This window comes from Paenibacillus sp. strain BS8-2, assembly GCF_054483835.1.
Map to the genome: position 1 here is coordinate 5,172,120 of NZ_CM137010.1, position 20,178 is coordinate 5,192,297.

Annotated in this window: 15 protein-coding genes and 3 tRNA genes; 1 reads left to right on the forward strand and 17 read right to left on the reverse strand. The window is 49.3% G+C overall.

Features of this window, described 5'->3' with window-relative positions; all coding sequences use genetic code 11:
• Positions 1-561 precede the first annotated feature (561 nt).
• The 4 genes from ACX1C1_RS22625 to ACX1C1_RS22640 all read right to left on the reverse strand — a co-directional run bounded on the left by ACX1C1_RS22625 (position 562) and on the right by ACX1C1_RS22640 (position 1,141).
• Positions 562-647: transfer RNA gene (locus tag ACX1C1_RS22625), tRNA-Leu, on the reverse strand.
• 27 nt (positions 648-674) lie between these two features.
• Positions 675-751: transfer RNA gene (locus ACX1C1_RS22630), tRNA-Ile, on the reverse strand.
• A gap of 33 nt (positions 752-784) precedes the next feature.
• Positions 785-861: transfer RNA gene (locus tag ACX1C1_RS22635), tRNA-Met, on the reverse strand.
• Between the two features lie 109 nt (positions 862-970).
• On the reverse strand, positions 971-1,141 hold the full coding sequence (locus ACX1C1_RS22640; RefSeq protein WP_458957813.1) for a hypothetical protein: 171 nt from the start codon (positions 1,139-1,141) through the stop codon (positions 971-973).
• 159 nt (positions 1,142-1,300) lie between these two features.
• On the opposite strand from ACX1C1_RS22640, the gene ACX1C1_RS22645 reads away from it, so the two are divergent.
• The gene (locus ACX1C1_RS22645; RefSeq protein ID WP_458954388.1) at positions 1,301-1,816 is read left to right on the forward strand and encodes a 2'-5' RNA ligase family protein; all 516 of its coding nucleotides are present in this window, start codon (positions 1,301-1,303) and stop codon (positions 1,814-1,816) included.
• An 87-nt stretch (positions 1,817-1,903) separates the two neighbouring features.
• Here the strand turns inward: ACX1C1_RS22645 and ACX1C1_RS22650 are convergent, their stop codons facing one another.
• The 13 genes from ACX1C1_RS22650 to pyrR form a co-directional block, all read right to left on the reverse strand.
• Complete coding sequence (locus ACX1C1_RS22650) at positions 1,904-3,460, reverse strand: ABC transporter substrate-binding protein (protein ID WP_458954389.1); 1,557 nt, start codon at positions 3,458-3,460, stop codon at positions 1,904-1,906.
• Complete coding sequence (locus ACX1C1_RS22655) at positions 3,444-4,352, reverse strand: ABC transporter ATP-binding protein (protein ID WP_458954390.1); 909 nt, start codon at positions 4,350-4,352, stop codon at positions 3,444-3,446. The genes ACX1C1_RS22650 and ACX1C1_RS22655 overlap by 17 nt, the downstream gene beginning before the upstream one ends.
• Positions 4,353-4,358: 6 nt before the next feature.
• Positions 4,359-7,277, reverse strand: a complete 2,919-nt coding sequence (locus tag ACX1C1_RS22660) for an ABC transporter permease (RefSeq protein ID WP_458954391.1) — start codon at positions 7,275-7,277, stop codon at positions 4,359-4,361.
• A 3-nt stretch (positions 7,278-7,280) separates the two neighbouring features.
• A complete protein-coding gene (locus tag ACX1C1_RS22665) occupies positions 7,281-8,345 on the reverse strand; it encodes an efflux RND transporter periplasmic adaptor subunit (protein WP_458954392.1) in 1,065 nt (354 codons plus the stop codon).
• Positions 8,311-9,060, reverse strand: a complete 750-nt coding sequence (locus ACX1C1_RS22670) for an ABC transporter ATP-binding protein (RefSeq protein WP_458954393.1) — start codon at positions 9,058-9,060, stop codon at positions 8,311-8,313. Before ACX1C1_RS22670 ends, ACX1C1_RS22665 begins: the two co-directional genes overlap by 35 nt.
• A 213-nt stretch (positions 9,061-9,273) precedes the next feature.
• A complete protein-coding gene (locus tag ACX1C1_RS22675) occupies positions 9,274-11,004 on the reverse strand; it encodes a methyl-accepting chemotaxis protein (RefSeq protein WP_458954394.1) in 1,731 nt (576 codons plus the stop codon).
• A 213-nt stretch (positions 11,005-11,217) separates the two neighbouring features.
• Positions 11,218-11,865: an orotate phosphoribosyltransferase gene (gene pyrE / locus ACX1C1_RS22680; protein WP_458954395.1), complete on the reverse strand. Its 648-nt coding sequence runs from the start codon at positions 11,863-11,865 to the stop codon at positions 11,218-11,220.
• Positions 11,858-12,592 (reverse strand): orotidine-5'-phosphate decarboxylase, encoded by a 735-nt coding sequence (gene pyrF, locus ACX1C1_RS22685; protein ID WP_458954396.1) that lies wholly within the window; start codon positions 12,590-12,592, stop codon positions 11,858-11,860. Before pyrF ends, pyrE begins: the two co-directional genes overlap by 8 nt.
• Before the next feature lie 23 nt (positions 12,593-12,615).
• Entirely contained in the window at positions 12,616-15,843 is a 3,228-nt protein-coding gene (gene carB / locus ACX1C1_RS22690) for a carbamoyl-phosphate synthase large subunit (RefSeq protein ID WP_458954397.1), read from the reverse strand.
• On the reverse strand, positions 15,830-16,975 hold the full coding sequence (locus tag ACX1C1_RS22695) for a carbamoyl phosphate synthase small subunit (protein ID WP_458954398.1): 1,146 nt from the start codon (positions 16,973-16,975) through the stop codon (positions 15,830-15,832). The genes carB and ACX1C1_RS22695 overlap by 14 nt, the downstream gene beginning before the upstream one ends.
• 48 nt (positions 16,976-17,023) lie before the next feature.
• A complete protein-coding gene (locus ACX1C1_RS22700) occupies positions 17,024-18,310 on the reverse strand; it encodes a dihydroorotase (RefSeq protein ID WP_458954399.1) in 1,287 nt (428 codons plus the stop codon).
• 69 nt (positions 18,311-18,379) lie between these two features.
• Positions 18,380-19,282, reverse strand: a complete 903-nt coding sequence (locus tag ACX1C1_RS22705) for an aspartate carbamoyltransferase catalytic subunit (RefSeq protein WP_458954400.1) — start codon at positions 19,280-19,282, stop codon at positions 18,380-18,382.
• Positions 19,283-19,287: 5 nt separating this feature from the next.
• Positions 19,288-19,860, reverse strand: a complete 573-nt coding sequence (pyrR, locus tag ACX1C1_RS22710) for a bifunctional pyr operon transcriptional regulator/uracil phosphoribosyltransferase PyrR (protein WP_458954401.1) — start codon at positions 19,858-19,860, stop codon at positions 19,288-19,290.
• Positions 19,861-20,178 lie beyond the last annotated feature (318 nt).

Consider the following 20,178-nt stretch of genomic DNA (forward strand, 5'->3'; position numbering starts at 1 on the left):
ATCAAAATAAAATCCTTCTCGATCGTGTGTACAGATGTACAATACGAACGTAGAAGGATTTTTATTATGCGATTAGAGTTGTAGGCTCATACTACTCTAATGATGTTCGTTCTCTCATCCCATGCAATATATTGTGCTTCGGCTAATGTACGAAGAGCCTGTACGATAATGGACTTTGATCCACCGAATAAACGCGCCAACCGATCTAGATCAACGCGTGCTGGATCATACCGGTATAACGTGTAAAAAATACTTAGTATCTTGATTGCCCTTTCATCCAACAATTCGATTCACCCCCATACCGATTTACATGCAAGGCGCCCTTATAAATGAATTCCCCACTTTAATTCCATTTGAAACATTTTCCATATGAGCAATTCTATTCGTTACTGTTACTCTTATTCAATTAGACGAAGCATCAAGACAAATTGTTGTAGCTCAGCCACGTCTAAATAGTGGAAATCATCACAAACAAAAACCCCCTTCAACAATCTGATTAGATCAGATCTACAAAGGAGGTTTTGTTCCATACTATGTAATTGCTTTAAAGTTTTAAAGAAGTGCCGAGGACGGGAATCGAACCCGTACGGTGGTCACCCACCGCAGGATTTTAAGTCCTGTGCGTCTGCCAGTTCCGCCACCCCGGCATGGTAATGGATGTGAGAGGTTTATAATGGTGGGCCCTGAGGGACTCGAACCCCCGACCAATCGGTTATGAGCCGACCGCTCTAACCAACTGAGCTAAGGGCCCTCGAAAGACGTTATTATAACGTAATAGTCGAGTTGGTTGCGGGGGCAGGATTTGAACCTGCGGCCTTCGGGTTATGAGCCCGACGAGCTACCGAGCTGCTCCACCCCGCGACGTTTAACCAATTGAAACTTCAACATCTTTAATGGCGACATCAATTAATATACTACAGGTGAACCTTACCAGTCAAGCATTATTTACTAAAAAATGAATTGAAAATGATTAAGGCAAAAAACGTACGCCATAGCGCCCTTTCCGTGATCGAAAGACTTCGACCTCCTTAGGGCATTCGTAGCCATAGATCCACCAGTCATTTTCCATTCGACGCACCAGACAGCCAGCTTGAAATTTCGTCTCATATAAACGCAGCCAATACACCCATTTGATTTTCATCGAAAATGTCCTCCCGCTTATTGACCCTATTATGACCTTAGATTACCCCAATTGCCAATAAACCATTGCGAACAAGCATACATAACTTTGGTTCTTAGCAGAATGGCTATTTGGGTATACTTATAGTAACGAACTTAATCCGAGAAGGAGCTGATGATCTTGTTGTACGGGATTTGTGTCTTCCCAGATAAAGCTATACAGGACGAAGCCAACAGCTGGCGCATACGCCATGATCCTCATTATTGCCATATTCCTGCCCATATGACCATTCGGGAAGCCGAAGAGTGGGATGATGACAAGCTGAAGCTTGCTGTCGATCAACTTGCCGAAGCTGCTGCTTCTCTTACTCCCTTTAAGGCGACATTTAACCGGGTATCCACTTTTTTCCCGGTTACGCCAACGCTCTATTTGGCCCTCGAGGACCCCACACCTGTCATTACACTTCACGAGACGGTCTGTACGGGCATCTTGCAGCAGCCGCTGCACAATTACGTCTACACGCCGCATATTACGATAGGCAGAAATATGGCGCCCGATGAGCTGCACGACCTATATGGGAATTTAAGAATGAAAGAGATCAAGCTCAGTACCTTTATCGACCGTATCCATCTGCTATATCAAACCGAGCAAGGCGGATGGACCGCATATCAGTCGTTTCAGCTTGGCCAAGAATAAACAAAAACCGTCTCACGCGCGCCAAGTAGAAAACAGCGCGTGTGGGACGGTTTTTTGAATAAAAGGAAATAGGAGATCTACTTGAAATTAATTAATAATGGCTTCAGCGGTATCCGTAACTACTTCTTCAACCGAAACCTCACCCATCGGTCTAGGGATGGCAATCCCACCGCCGTCTCCGCCCATCTCGGATTGACCTGCCAGTATCGCATTGCCACGTGTTTCCCATTCAGCTAACGCTGCTTTTGTTTCCATCGTGCCGTCGAGTACCTTCTGGAACATCTCATAGCCGATTTGACGCGCTTCCCAGACACCTGGTTTTTCACGATAGATTTTTTCTTCGTTCACCGAAGATGGCGGCAATGGTTTAAGTAATGTGAAGGCATCGATGTTATAGCTCATTCCGCCAACCGGCTTCAGGTACTCCTTGCGTGCGACTAGCTCGTAATTGCTTCTGGATTTCAGCTTCGCCCATTCTTTGCTGTTGGAAAACTTAATGAATTCCCAAGCGTCTTCTGCGTTTTGCGCCTTGTTGTTAATGGCCATCAACTGGCTTAGACTAATGTTGCCGCCAGCATCCACATTTGTTGGATGAGTAGGTACCGTTACAACGTCCCAGTCGATCATCTCATAATCTTTAATGCTAGCCGCATTATCGCTAAACTTCTTCAACTCGTTGACATAATACGATTCGCCGATCATCATGGCCACTTTGCCTTGTGCGAACAAATCGCCATAGAACGGATCTATGCCGCCGTTTTCATTGATTTTCTCGTACATTTTGGTAATAAACTCTTGATCCGGTACGATTTTTTCCTTATACAGACCCGAGATTGTGTCAAATACCTCTGCCCACTGATCGCTGTTCACAAGCATCTTCTCGCCAGTGTCATCCCAGGTTCTTAGCTGCAACGCCGTGCTGTAGTTCTGGACATCATTAAAGCCATCAGAGTTCCAGCGATTGAAAGAGAATCCAAAAGTACGGTCGACACCTTCGCCATTTGCAAGTTGACGCGCTTTGGCGAATACATCTGACCAGCTCATCTTGTCAGTTGGAGGTTCGATATTCATATCAGCGAATATCTTTTTGTTGTAATACAGTGCAGAGGACGTAAAGGTTGGTGTCAGCGCATAGATGCTGTTGTCCCCTGCGGCTTTAATGCCTTCTATGACAGTCGGCACATAATCCGTCAAATCAAACTTATCTTGCGCAATAAGAGGGTCCAAAGGGTTAAGCAGGTTGTCTTGCGTGAACCTTCTGAGCAGACTGTAATCAATGACGACAACATCAACTGGATTCTGCCCTTCCATCAATTTCTTCATTTCTTCATAAGGGTCAGGCTGATCTGCCGGCTTACCTGGTTCCGAGCTTTGCGTGAATCGTTGATCGTCATAATTGACCGCGCCTACGATCTCGAACTCGACGTTAGGGTTATTGAATTCGAACATATCCGTATATTGCTGGCGGAAATATGGTTCGTTATCTGATCCACCGTACAACACCCCAATTCGAAGCACGCTATTCTCCGCTTCGGATGGATCATTGCCACCTGTACAAGCCGACAACATGCCTGCAGTAAGCGTAAGCGACATCCCCAACATGGTCAATTTCGTAACTTTTGATCCACTAAGCATTCTCATCATTGCCATTACCCCCCAATAATTTTGGCGAAGAAATTATAATCCGTTCACCATCGAACTCCATCGTCGCTTTGTCTTTAATGCCTAGAGCCGTCAAATACTCCTTTGGAACCTGCAGTCTTCCTACGCGGTCAACGACGACATACGCCTCGTGAACGCCCGTCAGCCCTTTGCCGGCCGGCTGCGATATTTCGTTACCTTCAAGACCAATGTTAGGATTGCGCTTAATAAATTCCGTGCTTGTTAGTCCGTCGCGGATGGCAACGACCCGATCCACCTTGCTCGCAAGCGTCATGTCATGTGTGACAATAACGATTGTTACACCTAGTTCGCGATTAAGCCGGCGGAATATCCCCATGATTAAGTCTGATGTCGCAGTATCAACAGATCCTGTTGGTTCGTCCGCAAGCAGCAGCTTGGGACGGTTAGAGAGGGAGATCGCAATAGCAACACGCTGCTGCTCACCGCCAGAAAGCTGATGGAGCTTATTGTGCATACGTTCCTTGAGTCCAACCCACTCCAGAAGCTGCTTCGCATATACGCGATCGACCTTGCCGGACAACATCATCGGCATCTCAACGTTCTCAAGCGCAGTCAAGTACGGAAGCAAATTTCTAGCATTATTCTGCCAGATAAATCCGACCGTCTCTCGTTTGTACTGAACCAGCTCTTCGTCGGTGATCTTGAGCAGATCCCAAGGTCCCACCTTGACTTGACCGGCAGAAGGGCGGTCTAAACCGCCCAGCGTATTCAGAAGCGTCGACTTCCCGCTTCCGCTATTGCCGATAATCGCCATGAGCTCGCCGTCCTCGACAGTGAGGTTAAGCCCTTGGAGCGCCACGACCTCAAGCTCATCCGTTTTGTAAATTTTCACTAATCCTTCGCAATGAATCATGCGCCGTTACCGCTCCTCTCCCATCTTGACTGCTTGATGAACTCTCAGTCTGCGAATATGCAGGAAGAGTAACAGCGCGCCTACGCTCATCATGAAACCGACGACATAGAATAGCTGGTTCGTATCACTAGCTTCGAACACGACTCGGAACGGAGGTACTGTCTCCTCCACATTGTCGGCAGTCTGCAAGAATGGCAAAAAGATTTTGCTGACGATCTTACCGATCGCAATGCCTAAGCCAATCGCAAGCCCTGCTGTAAAGAGCTGCTCTAGCAGCAGCATCCCTGTTAGCTGCTTGCGAGAAAGTCCCATCGCTCGGAGCACGCCGAATTGTACGACACGACCAGACAAGTTAAAGAACCAATAAAGGATGTAACCTGCAAGTGTGATGACGACGGATACGAGGAACCCCAGACTTAGAATCCCGAACACGCCGCCGCGTGTAGGATGTTTCGATTGTGTAATCAATTCGGTCCGCACATCGTCAACTGAAGCGAGCTCAATGCCTTCCTTCTGCAGCTTCTCGACGATTGGCGCAACCAACGCATCCGGCTCCATCTTCAGCCATACTTCGTAAGGCATAATTGGCAGCTGATCGTAGATATAATCCAAATTTGTAATGATAAAAGGCGATTTGTCCGGATACTGACTCGGCCAATATGGTAATATGCCGAATACGGAGAATTCGATCATTCCTTCAGGGAAACCAACAGAAATCGTATCGCCTAGCTTTAACTGATACTTCTCTGCGACACCTGTTGGAATAATCGCCGCATGTTCAGCCAATCCGAGATTCGCCAGATACTGGAATGGATGCACGGGATATAGATCGTCACGGAACCAAGCCACTTCCGAGAAGTCCTTGTTGTCGATTCCCAGCACATTTCCTTGACCAATCGACTTGCCGGATATGACGACATTGCCTTTGGTTTTCAGTACGCGAGCAGCAGCTTCTACTCCGTCAAGAGAACGGAAAATTTCGAAGGGCGGTTCGTTGTACAAAATGCCAGTCGGCACGCTTCCGCCATTGCCACCGCCGCCTCCACCTCCGTTGCCGCCACCGCCATTACCTCCGCCGCCATTAGCGCCACCGCCGTTGCCACCGCCGCCATTGCCATTACCTCCACCATTACCTCCGCCGCTTGGCGGCGTTACAATCGCGGTGCCATCCCATACGGTCTGAATAATGACGTCCGATCCGTATTTATATAAGGTGCGTTCCGTGGAATTAAGATCGATCGTTCTCGCTGCCGAGGCATTGTATACGCCTAAACCAAGCGTGAGTACGAGCAAAATCATCAGCGGATAATAACCTTTGGACGAACGCGACAATTGTGTCAGCGTCAAATATAGCGGAACAGGCAGAAACTTCCGTCCCAGCCAGTTAAACAGCTTGAGCAGCCATGGGAACAATCGTAGGAAAAACAATCCCAAAGCGAAAATCGCGAGCGCTGGCACAAAGAACAGGAACGGTTGAACGTTTAGTTGATCCGTCGTCATCCCTGTCTGGAATGTCAGCATCTGCCGTTCGTTAAACATGTACCAGCCATATCCCGCTGCTCCTATCAGCAGAACATCGAGATACCAACGTTGCCAAGCTGGCTTGCGATCCGATCTCGCGAGCTCTTGTTTGTAGCTCACAATGGACGAACGAGCGTAAATGACAGCGGGAATGACAGTTGCCAGAATGGCCAGCAGAACCGCTGCACCGCCTGCAATAATGGCTTCTGTCGAGAAACCTACCGGGATAGACTTCCGATTGACGAATGATAAGAAACCATTGGCCGACCCAATGCTCTTGGCCATAAACCAGCCAATGAACGGCCCTGTTGCCAATGCGACGGCTCCAAGCAACAAGCCTTCTAACAAATAAATCCAAATAATTTGCCGAGTTCCCGCTCCGCGACTGCGCAGCACGGCGATATCACTGCGTTGTTTATCCAGCGATTGCCGCGCGTTCATTGCAATGAAGTAGAATACCATCGCAATCATAGGCGCAGCAAGCGTAAAGAGCAGCGTTTGCAGCTGCAAACTTTGCTTGCGGAATTCAGTTAGCGTAGATGCGAACGAAATCTCAACCCTTGTATCTTTCATTCTCTGGTACAGCTCAATATTAAGACGTTCCAGCGTTCTGCCTAGAGGCGACAATTGACTCGTCTTGACCTCGGACAGATCAAATGCGTAATACCAGCCGCCGTTATGAAGCGGTATTTTGTATTTCTCAAGCAAGACTTTATGGAATGTCGCCTCGCTGACTTGCAGCGTACCTAACAGCCCTTCCAAGCCTTGATACCAATATGAATCCGCTGAATCGATAGGGTTAAATGCACCAACAATCTTCACTTTAAGCGTTAAATTAAGTCCACCGTAAACCGGATATTCGAATACATCGCCGATATGGATGTCGTTGCGGTACATCGCCTCCTCCAGCATGACGGCTTCGATTATATCTCCGTTGCCCGCAGCTTCGTCGAACCATTTGCCTTGTGCGATCTCCCCATGCTTGGAGAGCTCGGACATCGACATCAGCGACAATTGCCGGTTTCGGCCCGCATCTACTTTCGTAGGATCCTCGGGCACGACGTCGGAGCTCCGAATGGAATACGATTGTTGGTATGTGTCATATGTAAAACCGATATCTGCGGGGACATTCTCCTTTATGTAGCGTTCCAGCTCGCCAAGTGCAGTGAGATTGGTTGCTTCACCAGGCGTCGCTTGGAATCTCATGAGGAGCGATCCCGCAGGCATTCCTACACTCTTTTCTTGCAGCGATTGCGTGACAACCCGCTTCAGGGCCCCATCCGCATACATCGGAATACTCGTGGCGAATGCAACAGCCATGATGAGACCGGCCATTGTGCTGAGCGTGAGCCATCTTGTATTCCACATCTTGCGGAATAGGAATCGGAATAGTGGAATACCCATACTCTATCGACCTACGACTTTCTGCCCCGGCTTCAATCCCTGTAGAATCTCGATATCCGTAGCGGTCTGCTGACCAACCTCGACATCCACCTCGCGTTTGCCTTCTTCGTCTATCACTTGTACATAAGTGCGCGAACCGATATTACGAAGCGTAGAAGGTGGGATAACAATGGCATTTTCTGTCCGCTTGGTTATGATATTGATCGAAATCGGCGTACCGCGCTGAATGTCAGCGGGCAGCTCTGGCAAATCGACGATCATGAAGTCCTCTGGTCTCTCCGGTTTCGTCTCGCCTTGCGGATTTCCGTTACCATCGCCTTCGGTCGACTTGATAGGCATCTGTTTCACAGAACCTTTAAAGTTGCCGACACTGCTAATACTGACAACCGCCTCCATACCGGGGGCTATCTTCTCAAGCTCCGTTTTGGTCAGCTTGGCAGCAGGCGTCATAAGTCCTGTATCCGCTACAATCGCAATCGGCGCATAAGCTTTAATGACATCGCCCTTCTGGGCGCTTACCGATACGATTGTTCCTGCATAAGGAGCAACGATCGTAGCTTTGGCGATCTCCTCTTCCATATCAACAAGCTTCTGGCGTTTCTCCTCGAAAGCGATTTGTTTTTCTTCGAATTCCAGCGGCTCCATCTCGTCACGCATCCGAAGCGTTTCTTTCATTGCATTTTCTTCACGTTTGAACGCAAGGCGCTCCATCCGAAGCGTCTTCACCAAATCTTCGACGTCCAGTTCACCGATCAGATCTCCAGCCTCAACCTTATCACCGGTCTTCACATACAGTTCTTTAAGATGTTTATTGTCGAGTGTAAAGTATAACGTTTCTTCCTGTGTGGATATAACCTTACCGATGACTTGCACTTTTGTTTCCAGCGTCTTAGTCGTAACCTCGTATTCCGGCTTCTTGGATATTTGCGGCGGCACGATATCAGGCAACACCTCCTCCGCTTTCTCGTCAGGCAATAGCGAACAACCGCTTGCAAAAACCAGCGATACGCTCATCGCTGCAACTATGGACGCTCTAGATAAACTTCCCGTCCACCATTTCATAGACATGGTCGGCAACCTCCAAAATCGTAGGATCATGTGTAGTCATACATATTGAGACGTTTTCTGTAGCAATGATATTTTGGAATACTGACATAATTTGAGCGGACATACCCGTATCAAGCTCGGCTGTCGGTTCGTCGGCAAGCAGTAGAAGAGGCTTGTGTGCAATGGCTTTAGCAATGGCAACACGTTGCTGCTCTCCCCCTGACAGCTCAAATGGACGGTGATGCATACGTTTCTCCAGACCTACGAGCTCCAGGCACTGCTCTACTCTACCTTTCCATTCCGAACGCGGCGTTTGAGCCATGCGGAGCGAGAGCTCTACATTTTCCCAAGCAGACAAGAGCGGCATCAATGCAAACGCCTGAAAAATAAATCCCATCTCCTTGCGTCTCACATGCGTTCTCTCGTCGTCGCTCATTTCGCTGAATGGCAGTCCGTGGAACACAATCTTCCCTTTGCTAGGCGTATCGAGACCTCCCAGACAATTTAGAAGCGTTGTTTTGCCTGAGCCGGAACGCCCCTTCAGCATCACAAGCTGATTAGGATATACAGACATTTGTATGCCTTTCAGAACGTGAAGCGTGTTGCCTCCCACTTGAAACATACGTTCCACTTGGTTGACGATCAACAGGGCATTCGACGAATCCGCTTTTACCTGCGTCGTGTCGCTAGACTCGGAGATTTGATCAGTAGTATGCCCGATCTTATTTTGGTCCATTGTTTGTGATTCCGTACCGGCATCCCCCTACCTATTCTCTTTCTTCATATTTCTAATCTTACACCTTAGACGGTATATGCCAAGAAAAAGTTACGTACTTTGGTCATATCTCCCTCATTTTTTTCGAATTGCTAAGATGGGCAGACTTTCAAGCTTATTTATTCAAAAAAAAAGCTGCTCCGCAGCGGATGACGGAACAGCCAATAACCCGTATTATGACTTCACTTTGAATTGACCGACCGCTGCTCCAAGCTGATCTACAATAGTGCCAAGCGTGCGGGAAGCGTCTGCAATATTTTCCGTCAATGCAAGTTGTTCTTCCGTGGCAGCCGCTACATTCTCAGTCTTCTCCAAGTTCACACCCGCCGACGCCGCTGACTGCTCTGTGGACGCGCTGACCTCTTCGGAACTAGCGGACATTTGCTCCGTAATCGCCGAGCTCTCTTGCAACTGTTCTGTCATCTTATCGATTGATGCGCTGATAGTATGCAAGCGGTGATTCAGCTCAGCTACACGTCTGCTTCCATCCTCCATCTCAACAATTGTCTGACGCATCGCATCCGATGCATTGGCAATTTCTCCTCTTGTCTCGCTGACAAGCTCATTAATTCCTTCTGCCGACGCAAGCGAGCTTGCAGCGAGTTTGCGGATTTCTCCCGCAACAACCGCAAAGCCTTTGCCATGTTCGCCAGCCCGGGCCGCCTCAATTGAAGCGTTCAAGGACAGAATGTTCGTTTGGTTCGAGAACGTCGTTATATTTTCGGCAATGGAACCAATCTGGCCAGATCGTTTCTCCAAAGTTTCAATAATGCCAGATAATCGATGAATAACATCTACTAGCCCTCGCATTCTATCCTCCAAACGCTGCAGCGCTTCTTGTCCTTCACCTGCTTCCGTCATCATCGCCGAGGAGTGATCTGCCATTGTCGCTGTATTCTCCGCGATTCGGCTAATACCAGTCGTCATCTCCTCAATTGCACGCGATGTTTCTTCTGCGCTGCGCGCTTGCACTTCGGAGTTAGTAGTGACCTCCGCGATTTGTGCAGCTACATGCTCTGATGCAGCGGCGGATTCCGATGCTGCAATGGATAGCCGGGATGAGGAAGCTTTGACATCTGCTGCGTTCTTCACAACGCCAGTGATAAGGCTATTCATTCGATCAATCATATCGTCAACCGAATATAAGATGCTGCCCAATTCATCTTTGCCATACTTAACCGCTCGTGATGCTGTTAAGTCTCCTTGACTCACTTTATTTGTTTTGTTGAGTACCGACCGGATCGTCGAAGTCATGGAACGAGTCATCAGGATTAACATGACAATAAGTAAAACCGTTACAACGATGATACTTACAAACGTTATAAGCTGTGCCGAGTCAAGATCGGATTCGATACCTTCTATCTTTTCGCTGGCATACAATTCGATATTCTGCCCAATTTCATCTACACCGGTGCGAGCAGTCAAGAACAATTCGTCAACAGCAGGATTAACAGCCAGCGGTTTACCGTCGTTTGCAGCGGCAGCAGCTTCATTGAACCATAAGTTATAATTCTCCTCGAACGAATGAAGAATCTCGCCTACTTTCAAAGCTGATTCTCCTTTATCTAGTTCCAGCAGGCCTGCTTTTTCCAATATCCCCTTCGCCGAGGTTACTCTCTCGATAGCTTGATCTTTGTTTGCTATCATTTCTTCATTCAACGCTTTGGTTCTAGCGGCATCTATTGATCCGGACTCCAATAGAATATAAGCGGTATTCGCTTGATACAAGTCTCGATCAGCGTTTAGCAGCAATTGACTGACCTGATTGGAGGTTTCATGAATGGACGACTTCAATTCATCAAATATTTTACGTTGCTCTCCAAGCAGATACAGACCAGAAATCGTATAAAATAATAAAGGTACAGCTGCCAAAATAATCATTTTAACCCCAAAAGAAATACGCATCCCTTTTCGCTCCCCATATCTTAGTTGTCCATATCTATATATCGGAATTGTGATCAAATATTTGAAACATGAAACTCAAATAATATCGGTTTGTTTGTAGAATCCCACGGGATGCAGTTCAAAGAAAAAAGGAGTGTGGTTCAGCCAACTTTCGTTGATCTTGAACAACACTCCTTGATTATATTCTTCTCGTCAAAGGATAGCGTTACGATCTTATTTGCCGAACGATTGTGGATCTTCGCGCCAAGCTTGCAGTGTGGAGATATCCGCTTCCGCTACAACACCTTGCCGAGCAGCTACTTCGATTAATGCAGAGTAGTTCGACAACGTCTCCAGCTGGAAACCTTCATCCGCGAACGATTGGGTTGCCGTATTGAATTGGTACGTAAAGATGGCAAGTACGGCCAACACTTCGCCACCGGCTTCGCGAACAGCCTGTGCTGCTTTGAGCGAGCTGCCTCCTGTAGAGATCAGGTCCTCAATGACGATGACCTTTTGTCCGCTTGCGATCCGGCCTTCGATTTGGTTCTGTTTGCCATGACCCTTCGCTTTGTCGCGAATGTATGCCATGGGTAAGTTGAGCTTCTGCGATACCCATGCGGCATGCGGAATTCCTGCAGTCGATGTGCCTGCAATAATTTCGGCATCTGGATATCGTTCACGAATAATTGTAGCGAAGCCTTCCGCGATCAAGTCGCGAATTTCTGGATATCCCATCGTTAATCTATTATCGCAATAGATTGGCGACTTGAGGCCAGATGTCCAAGTGAAGGGATCGTTAGGACGAAGCGCGACTGCTTGGATGTCGAGCAGGCTCTTCGCAATCGTCTCCGGCAAGTTCGATAATGTCAGGTTAGTCAACTGCAATCAGCTCCTCAATGATAGATTCAATCGCTGCGCGCGGCTCCGGCGCAGCTGTGATCGGTCTGCCAATCACCATATAATCCGTTCCCTGGCTCAGTGCTTGTCCCGGCGTCATAATCCGCGACTGGTCCCCGATATCGGAACCTGCCGGACGAATTCCCGGAGTTACTGTAACAAAGCTTGGACCACAGACCGATTTGATGGCAACAACCTCGGAAGGAGATGCCACGACGCCTTGTAATCCGGCAGCTTTAGCCAGATTTGCATATCGGATCACGGCATCTTCTACTGTGCCATGGATGCCGATCTCTTCATTCATTACAACGGCACTTGTGCTTGTCAGCTGCGTCACTGCGATAACCGCAGGAGGTGTCGAACCAGCAGTTAATGCGCTTTGCACACCTTCCATTGCCGCTTCCATCATCGCTTTACCGCCGCCCGCATGAACGTTGAACATATCGACGCCAAGCTTTGTGACGCTATTCGCGCCACCTTTAACTGTGTTTGGAATATCGTGCATCTTCACATCCAGGAAGACATAATATCCCCGCTTCTTGAGGCTCTCCACAAAGGATGGGCCTGCAGCATAGAACAGCTGCAAACCCACCTTCATATAACAGGGAATGCCCTTCAGCTCCTCGATCAATCTCTCGGCCGCGGCTGCCTCTGGATAATCCAGAGCAACCATAACTCGCTTCGCGGCTTCATCTCGTGATAGCTTCACTTGCGATTCCCCCTATTCATTTGTTATTTGCTCGACTTGCTTAGAACCGGCATCGCATGGGACGAGAAGTTGATTGTCTCCATCATACGAAGCAATGCGCGAACCGTATCGAGCGAGGTCATGCAGACTACGCCGTTCTCAACAGCTTCGCGGCGAATACGGAAGCCGTCACGCTCAGGCGTCTTGCCTTTGGTCAATGTGTTGACAACAAATTGCGCCTTGCCTTCACGAACCATGTCAAGAATATTAGGCGAGCCTTCGCTTAGCTTGTTGACACGCTGTACGTATAATCCTGCTGCCTCCAGAGCGTCTGCTGTGCCGCCTGTTGCCATAATCTTGTAGCCGATATTGTAGAAGCCTCGCAGCAACTCTGTCGCTTCTTCCTTATCTTTGTCCGCAACAGTCGCGATGATCGTACCGGATGTCGGAATTTTCATACCTGCACCGATAAGACCTTTGTACAGAGCCTTCGCATACTGAACGTCGCGGCCCATAACTTCGCCAGTGGACTTCATCTCTGGCGTCAAAGTCGGGTCAACGCGGCGGAGCTTCGCGAAGGAGAATACTGGCACTTTTACAGAGACATACTCATCCTCAGGCCACAATCCGTCTACATATCCTTGTGATGCAAGCGTTGTGCCCAGGATAGCTTTAGTAGCAAGATTCGCCATCGGCAGGTTCGTCACTTTGCTCAAGAACGGTACGGTACGAGACGAACGCGGGTTAACCTCGATGACATACACTTTCTCGTTGTGAATGACGTATTGGATATTAACGAGACCGATAACTTCCAGTTCCTTCGCAATCTTGATCGTGATGTCGACGATTTGGTTCTTGATGTCATCAGAGAGCGATTGTGGCGGATATACCGCGATGGAGTCGCCAGAGTGAACCCCTGCACGCTCTACATGCTCCATGATGCCCGGGATCAGAACGGTCTCGCCGTCACAGATCGCATCCACCTCTGCTTCTTTGCCCATCATGTAGCGGTCAATCAGAACCGGATGTTCCGGGTTGATCTTCACTGCGACTTCCATGTAGCTAAGCAGCTCGGAATCGGAGTATACAATCTCCATAGCCCGTCCGCCCAGAACGTACGAAGGACGTACAAGCACCGGATAACCAAGCTTCTGTGCTGTAACCACAGCTTCTTCAACCGAAGTGACCGTGCTGCCTTCCGGCTGCGCGATGTTCAGCTTACGAAGCAGCGCTTCGAACTTCTTGCGATCCTCTGCAGCATCGATGCTCTCCAGGCTGGAGCCCAAGATGCGTACGCCTGCTTTAACTAGCGGTGCTGCCAGATTGATTGCTGTTTGTCCGCCGAATTGAACGATAACCCCGATCGGGTTCTCTTGCTCGATTACGTTCATGACATCCTCGAAGAACAGCGGTTCGAAGTAGAGTCGGTCTGACGTACTGAAGTCCGTGGATACCGTCTCTGGGTTATTGTTGATAATAACCGCTTCATAACCCGCTTTCTGAATGGCCCATACCGCGTGAACCGTCGAGTAGTCGAACTCGATACCTTGACCGATACGAATCGGACCAGAACCAAGTACAAGAACCTTCTGCTTCGTCGTCTCCGTTACTTCGTTCTCTACCTCGTATGTGGAGTAGTAGTAAGGCGTTGTCGCTTCAAACTCGGCGGCGCAAGTATCAACCATCTTATAGACTGGCTTGAGACCGTTCTGCAGACGGAATGCACGAACATCCGCTTCTGTCGTATGGCTGCCGTTCGGGAATCCTTCCTTGCGGATTTCCGCGATGGAACGATCAGAGAAACCTTTGCGTTTCGCTTCGTACAGAGTACCAGCGGAAAGCGTAGCTTCCTTGCGCAGTCTGTCCTCGAAAGCGACGATAGATGCGATTTTGTCAAGGAACCACCAGTCGATTTTCGTAATGTCCTGGATGTCTTGCAGCGTGAAGCCGCGACGGAACGCTTCTGCCACAAGGAACATCCGCTCGTCATCCGGCTTCGCCAGGCGGTTACGCAATACCGACTCTTCAAGCGAGCTAGCTTCTTTAAGATGTATACGGTGTGCGCCAATCTCAAGCGAACGAACCGCTTTGTGGATGGACTCTTCGAAGGTACGGCCGATCGCCATAACTTCGCCGGTTGCTTTCATTTGCGTACCGAGCTTACGGTTGGCGTTGACGAACTTGTCGAACGGCCAGCGTGGAATTTTGGATACGATGTAGTCAAGCGTTGGCTCGAAGCAAGCGTATGTTTGGCCCGTTACAGGGTTAACCAGCTCATCTAGCGTATAACCTACCGCAATCTTGGCAGCCATCTTCGCGATTGGATAACCAGTCGCTTTGGAAGCCAGAGCGGAGGAACGGCTAACGCGCGGATTTACTTCGATGACATAGTATTGATAGCTGTGCGGATCAAGAGCGAACTGGACGTTACAGCCGCCTTCGATGTTAAGCGCACGAATGATTTTGAGCGATGCCGAACGAAGCATTTGGTACTCGCGGTCGGACAGTGTTTGCGATGGTGCAACTACGATGCTGTCGCCGGTATGAACGCCAACCGGGTCGAAGTTCTCCATATTACATACGACGATACAGTTGTCGTTCGCATCGCGCATGACTTCATATTCGACTTCCTTCATGCCGGCGATGGACTTCTCGATCAGACATTGGCTGATCGGGCTGTAGCGGATACCGGAAGCCACGATTTCGCGAAGCTCTTCTTCGTTCGCGCAGATACCGCCGCCTGTACCGCCAAGCGTGTAAGCAGGACGTACGATGATTGGATAGCCGATTGTATTGGCGAAGTCAACAGCCGCTTCAACAGTTGTTACAATTTCACTTTCCGGAACTGGCTGCTCTAGTTCGCGCATTAGATCTCGGAACAGGTCACGGTCTTCAGCCTTCTCGATCGCAATCAGCTGTGTGCCCAGAAGCTTAACATTCTCGCGTTCCAATACGCCAGCACGCGCGAGCTCAACAGCCATGTTCAGACCTGTTTGACCGCCAAGTGTAGGCAGGAGACCATCTGGACGTTCTTGACGAATGATCTGAGAAACGAAATCCAGTGTGATTGGCTCGATATAAACTTTATCAGCCATGTTTGTATCCGTCATAATCGTAGCCGGGTTGCTGTTGATCAGTACAACCTCATAGCCTTCTTCTTTAAGTGCTTGGCAAGCCTGCGTGCCGGCATAGTCAAACTCTGCCGCTTGACCGATGACGATCGGACCGGACCCGATCACGAGAATTTTTTTCAGTTGATTATTTCTGGGCATATTCAAGCTCTCCTTTCAACGTCTCCGACAAGACGGCTTGACGCGGTTTCTGCGGGTTGTTTATTTTGTGCTCGCGGATCATCTCTAGGAATTCGTCGAACAGATAGCTGGAATCGAATGGACCTGGCGCAGCTTCCGGATGATATTGAACCGAGAATGCTGGGTGTACGTTATGCTTAAGCCCTTCAATCGTTTTGTCATTGTTATTGATATGAGTAACTGTCAGTTGAGTACCGTGGACCGTATGATCTAGAACGGTATAGCCATGGTTCTGAGACGTGATGTAGCAACGGTTCGTAGACAGTTCTTTTACCGGATGGTTGCCGCCGCGATGACCGAATTTCAGTCTGCCTGTGTCTGCGCCGCAAGCCAGTGCGAACAACTGATGTCCCAAGCAAATGCCGAAGATCGGGAATTCGCCAAGCAGCTCAGAGATCATCTTAACCGCATGTGGAACATCCTTCGGATCCCCAGGGCCGTTAGATAGCTGAATGCCATCCGGAGCCAGACGGCGAATTTCTTCTGCCGTTGTGTCATGAGGCACCACAACTACGTCGCAGCCGCGTTGCGTCAACTCGCGCAGGATGCCGCTTTTTGCACCGAAGTCGACCAATACGATACGTTCGCCGTTGCCTGGGCTCGAGAAGATATTTTTGGTCGACGTACGTGCGACTTGATCCGTAAGCAGGACCGAAGAACCCAGACGTTCAGTCAGCTCTTCGATACGCTCGTTACCTGTAGTGATGAGACCTCTCATCGTGCCGAAGTGGCGAAGCTTGCGCGTCAACATACGTGTGTCGATATCACTGATACCTGGAATGCCATATTCTTTGAGCAGTTGTCCAAGGGAATATTGTGCGCGCCAGTTACTTGGCACTGGCTCATGACGACGTACAACGAAGCCATGGATATGCGGACGAAGCGCCTCAAAGTCGTCTCTTGTAATACCGTAGTTGCCAATCAGCGGATAAGTCATGGTCACGATTTGACCACAGTACGAAGGATCGGAGAGTACCTCTTGGTATCCTGTAATCCCGGTATTAAACACGACCTCGCCCATCATTTGCGCTTCCGCTCCGAAGGACAGACCCGTAAACAACGTTCCGTCTTCCAACAATAATCTAGCTTGCATCCGTTTCACTCCTCAGCTGTTAGTTAAAGGTTGTTATCTATCCTAACGTTATTCCGACCATACGATATTGCCGTTCACGATTGTCTTGACCGGCCATCCGCGAAGCTTCCACCCACCGAATGGTGTGTTGCTGCTCTTCGACAGTGTGTTCGATGGATCAACTTCACGTTCGTTCTCCAGATCAATGATTGTAATGTCTGCAGGAGCTCCAGCTTCAAGCTTGCCGGTATTCAGACGAAACACACGAGCAGGCTCTTTTGTCATTCGGCTTAGCAAGAAACCAAGCGACCAACGTCCAGTTGCAACGAATTTGGTGTATAGCAGCGGGAAAGCTGTTTCGAAGCCAACGATACCGAATGGCGCCAGATCAACTCCGCGGCCTTTCTCTTCTGCACTATGAGGCGCGTGGTCCGTTACGATCATGTCGATGGTGCCATCCTCAAGTCCTTCGATTACTGCTTGAACATCACGCGGCGTGCGCAGTGGAGGATTCATCTTCCAATTCGCATCATCCAGACCCGGAATATCTTCATCCGACAAGATCAAGTGATGCGGGCAAACCTCAGCCGTGATTCGAGTTCCAACCGATTTGGCAAGTCTGATGAGCCTAACCGATTGTTCCGTGCTGACGTGGCACACATGATAATGAACGCCAGTAGCTTCGGCAAGCAGCGCGTCGCGTCCGACATGAATGGCTTCGGACTCGTTCGGGATCCCTTTAATGCCGTGCTTACGGGAAAACTCGCCTTCGGAAGCCCATGCACCTTCCACGAGAGAGTCATCTTCGCAGTGTGCGATGACCGGCATGTCAAGCGACTTCGCAAGTGCCATCGCGTTTTTCATCATTTGAGCGTTCTGTACGCCGACTCCATCGTCCGTAAAGCCGATAGCGCCTGCTTCCTTAAGAGCTGCAAAGTCTGTCAGCTCGCGGCCAAGCTCGTTTTTGGTGATAGCTGCATACGGCAGCACCTTAACGATGCCTGCATTCTTCGCTTTATCTACCACATATTTCACCGTTTCCGGTGTATCGATAACCGGGCGAGTATTCGGCATACATGCGATCGTTGTGAAACCGCCTTTAGCTGCCGAGCGAGAACCCGTGATGATGTCTTCCTTATGTTCAAAGCCAGGGTCGCGCAGATGGACATGCATGTCGATCAAACCAGCTGACACCAGCTTACCTTCTGCATCCACTACTTCTGCGGCGCCCGTTTCGAGTGCCGCTCCGCCATCAAGAATTTCGACGATAACGCCGTCCTCCATGCGGATATGTTTCATTTCGAGCTGTTCTGTAGCATCATTCCATACATTGCCGTTCTTAATCCATAATGCCATTGTTTTCACCCTCCGATGGATAGTTCGTTCGATCAGCCAACTGCACCGTCTTACACCTAGCCGTTTTCTCTAGCTAAGCGCCCGCTCCACAACGGCCATTCGTACCGGCACGCCGTTCTCCATCTGCGGGAAAATTCTCGATTGTGGATGCTCTACAAGCTCATCATCGATCTCCACGTTCCGGTTCACTGGAGCCGGGTGCATAATGATCGCATGAGGTTTGATTCTGGTTGCCCGCTCTACCGTCATACCGAATTGTTCGCGATACGACTCTGCTGAGCTTAGCATGCCGCTTTCGTGACGTTCGAGCTGCACCCGCAGCATCATGACCACATCGGACTGAATAGCTTCCTCGATCGAGACATAAGACGCATCCAGTTCGTTAGCTTTCATATTGTCAGGCGCGCAGAAGCTGACTTTCGCCCCCAGCTTGCTTAGCGCATACAGGTTCGATCTTGCAACACGGCTGTGCATGATGTCGCCAACGATAGATACGGTTAATCCTTTTAGACTGTTGCCGAAGTGCTTGCGAATCGTGTAAAGGTCCAGCAAGGCCTGCGTTGGATGTTCGTTATTGCCGTCGCCCGCATTGATGAGCGGCACTTTGATCTTCTCGGATAGTTCTGCAAGAACTCCGTTTGGTTTCAGACGAATGATTCCGACATCGATGCCCATGGATTCAAGCGTTCGTACGGTATCGTAGATCGATTCGCCCTTCTGCACGCTGGATGCTGCCGCAGAGAAATTGATAACTTCCGCGCCTAGTCTTTTTTCTGCTACTTCGAACGAAAATCTCGTGCGCGTGCTGTTCTCGAAGAACATATTCGCCGCGAATTTCCCTTGCATCGTCGTATGCACTTTGGATGGATGACTCTCCCAATAAGCTGCTCTGCCAAGAATGGTTTCGATCTCTTCCTTATCAAGATCCTTTAAACCAAGTAAGCTTCGCCCTTTTAATTGCGTAATTGTCATGCTGCTTACCCCCTCTGATGAATGATGGTCACTTGATCCTTCAAGTCGATCTCCTGAAGTGATACTTGGATTTGTTCTTGTTTGGAGGTTGGCACGTTTTTGCCGACAAAATCAGGTCGAATCGGTAGCTCTCGATGACCGCGGTCTACAAGCACCGCCAGCTGTATGCTTCGCGGTCTTCCACAATCCATCAGCGCGTCCATGGCAGCTCGAATGGTACGCCCTGTAAAGAGAACATCGTCGAACAATATGATACGTTTGTCTTTGGTCCGGAATGGTATTCCGTCAATCTCGCCAAGTGCTGCCGCTGTTTCGAGCTTCGCCGCCGTGATGGCTTCATCATGACGATCATCCCTGTATTGCGTAATGTCGAGTTCTCTTACCGGAACCGGTTTTCCTTCAATCTCACTGATCCGTTCCGCTACTCGATTAGCAATGTAGATGCCCCGCGTGCGGATACCTACAATCACACAATCGTCGATGCCTTTGTTCTTCTCTACAATTTCATGGGCGATTCGTGTCAAGGCTCGGCGTATCGCCGTATCGTCCATAATAACCAGATGTTCGTCTTCTGCCATGTTCGCGCTCCTTTCTAACCTGCCTCATCCCCATCTGTTGCCCTGCAACTTCTAGCGCGTCCCGATGCCGTCGTACAAAAAAGCTCCTTGCGGGAGAAGTCCGCAAGGAGCCTGTGAGCAGTCGGGAAAAGAAAGGACAGTGGCCGCCTTCACCTCGCGTAAGCTGCCGAGGCTGAAGGGATTGTCCATTTCTGTTCATTAATGACCCATATTCACGCTACCTTGCCAGCCTCTCGGGACTGAGTTAAAGGTTCTGCTTTGTATCATTGGAATTATCCCACGTTTAACATGCAATGTCAAGTCATATGTGCATGACAT

What these genes read in the sequence shown, in the direction of transcription:
- ACX1C1_RS22640 (WP_458957813.1), bottom strand. Translation starts at nt 1,141, where the DNA reads ATGAAAATCAAATGGGTGTATTGGCTGCGTTTATATGAGACGAAATTT.
- ACX1C1_RS22650 (WP_458954389.1), bottom strand. Translation starts at nt 3,460, where the DNA reads ATGATGAGAATGCTTAGTGGATCAAAAGTTACGAAATTGACCATGTTG.
- ACX1C1_RS22655 (WP_458954390.1), bottom strand. Translation starts at nt 4,352, where the DNA reads ATGATTCATTGCGAAGGATTAGTGAAAATTTACAAAACGGATGAGCTT.
- ACX1C1_RS22660 (WP_458954391.1), bottom strand. Translation starts at nt 7,277, where the DNA reads ATGGGTATTCCACTATTCCGATTCCTATTCCGCAAGATGTGGAATACA.
- ACX1C1_RS22665 (WP_458954392.1), bottom strand. Translation starts at nt 8,345, where the DNA reads ATGTCTATGAAATGGTGGACGGGAAGTTTATCTAGAGCGTCCATAGTT.
- ACX1C1_RS22670 (WP_458954393.1), bottom strand. Translation starts at nt 9,060, where the DNA reads ATGGACCAAAATAAGATCGGGCATACTACTGATCAAATCTCCGAGTCT.
- ACX1C1_RS22675 (WP_458954394.1), bottom strand. Translation starts at nt 11,004, where the DNA reads ATGCGTATTTCTTTTGGGGTTAAAATGATTATTTTGGCAGCTGTACCT.
- carB (WP_458954397.1), bottom strand. Translation starts at nt 15,843, where the DNA reads ATGCCCAGAAATAATCAACTGAAAAAAATTCTCGTGATCGGGTCCGGT.
- ACX1C1_RS22695 (WP_458954398.1), bottom strand. Translation starts at nt 16,975, where the DNA reads ATGCAAGCTAGATTATTGTTGGAAGACGGAACGTTGTTTACGGGTCTG.
- ACX1C1_RS22700 (WP_458954399.1), bottom strand. Translation starts at nt 18,310, where the DNA reads ATGGCATTATGGATTAAGAACGGCAATGTATGGAATGATGCTACAGAA.
- ACX1C1_RS22705 (WP_458954400.1), bottom strand. Translation starts at nt 19,282, where the DNA reads ATGACAATTACGCAATTAAAAGGGCGAAGCTTACTTGGTTTAAAGGAT.
- pyrR (WP_458954401.1), bottom strand. Translation starts at nt 19,860, where the DNA reads ATGGCAGAAGACGAACATCTGGTTATTATGGACGATACGGCGATACGC.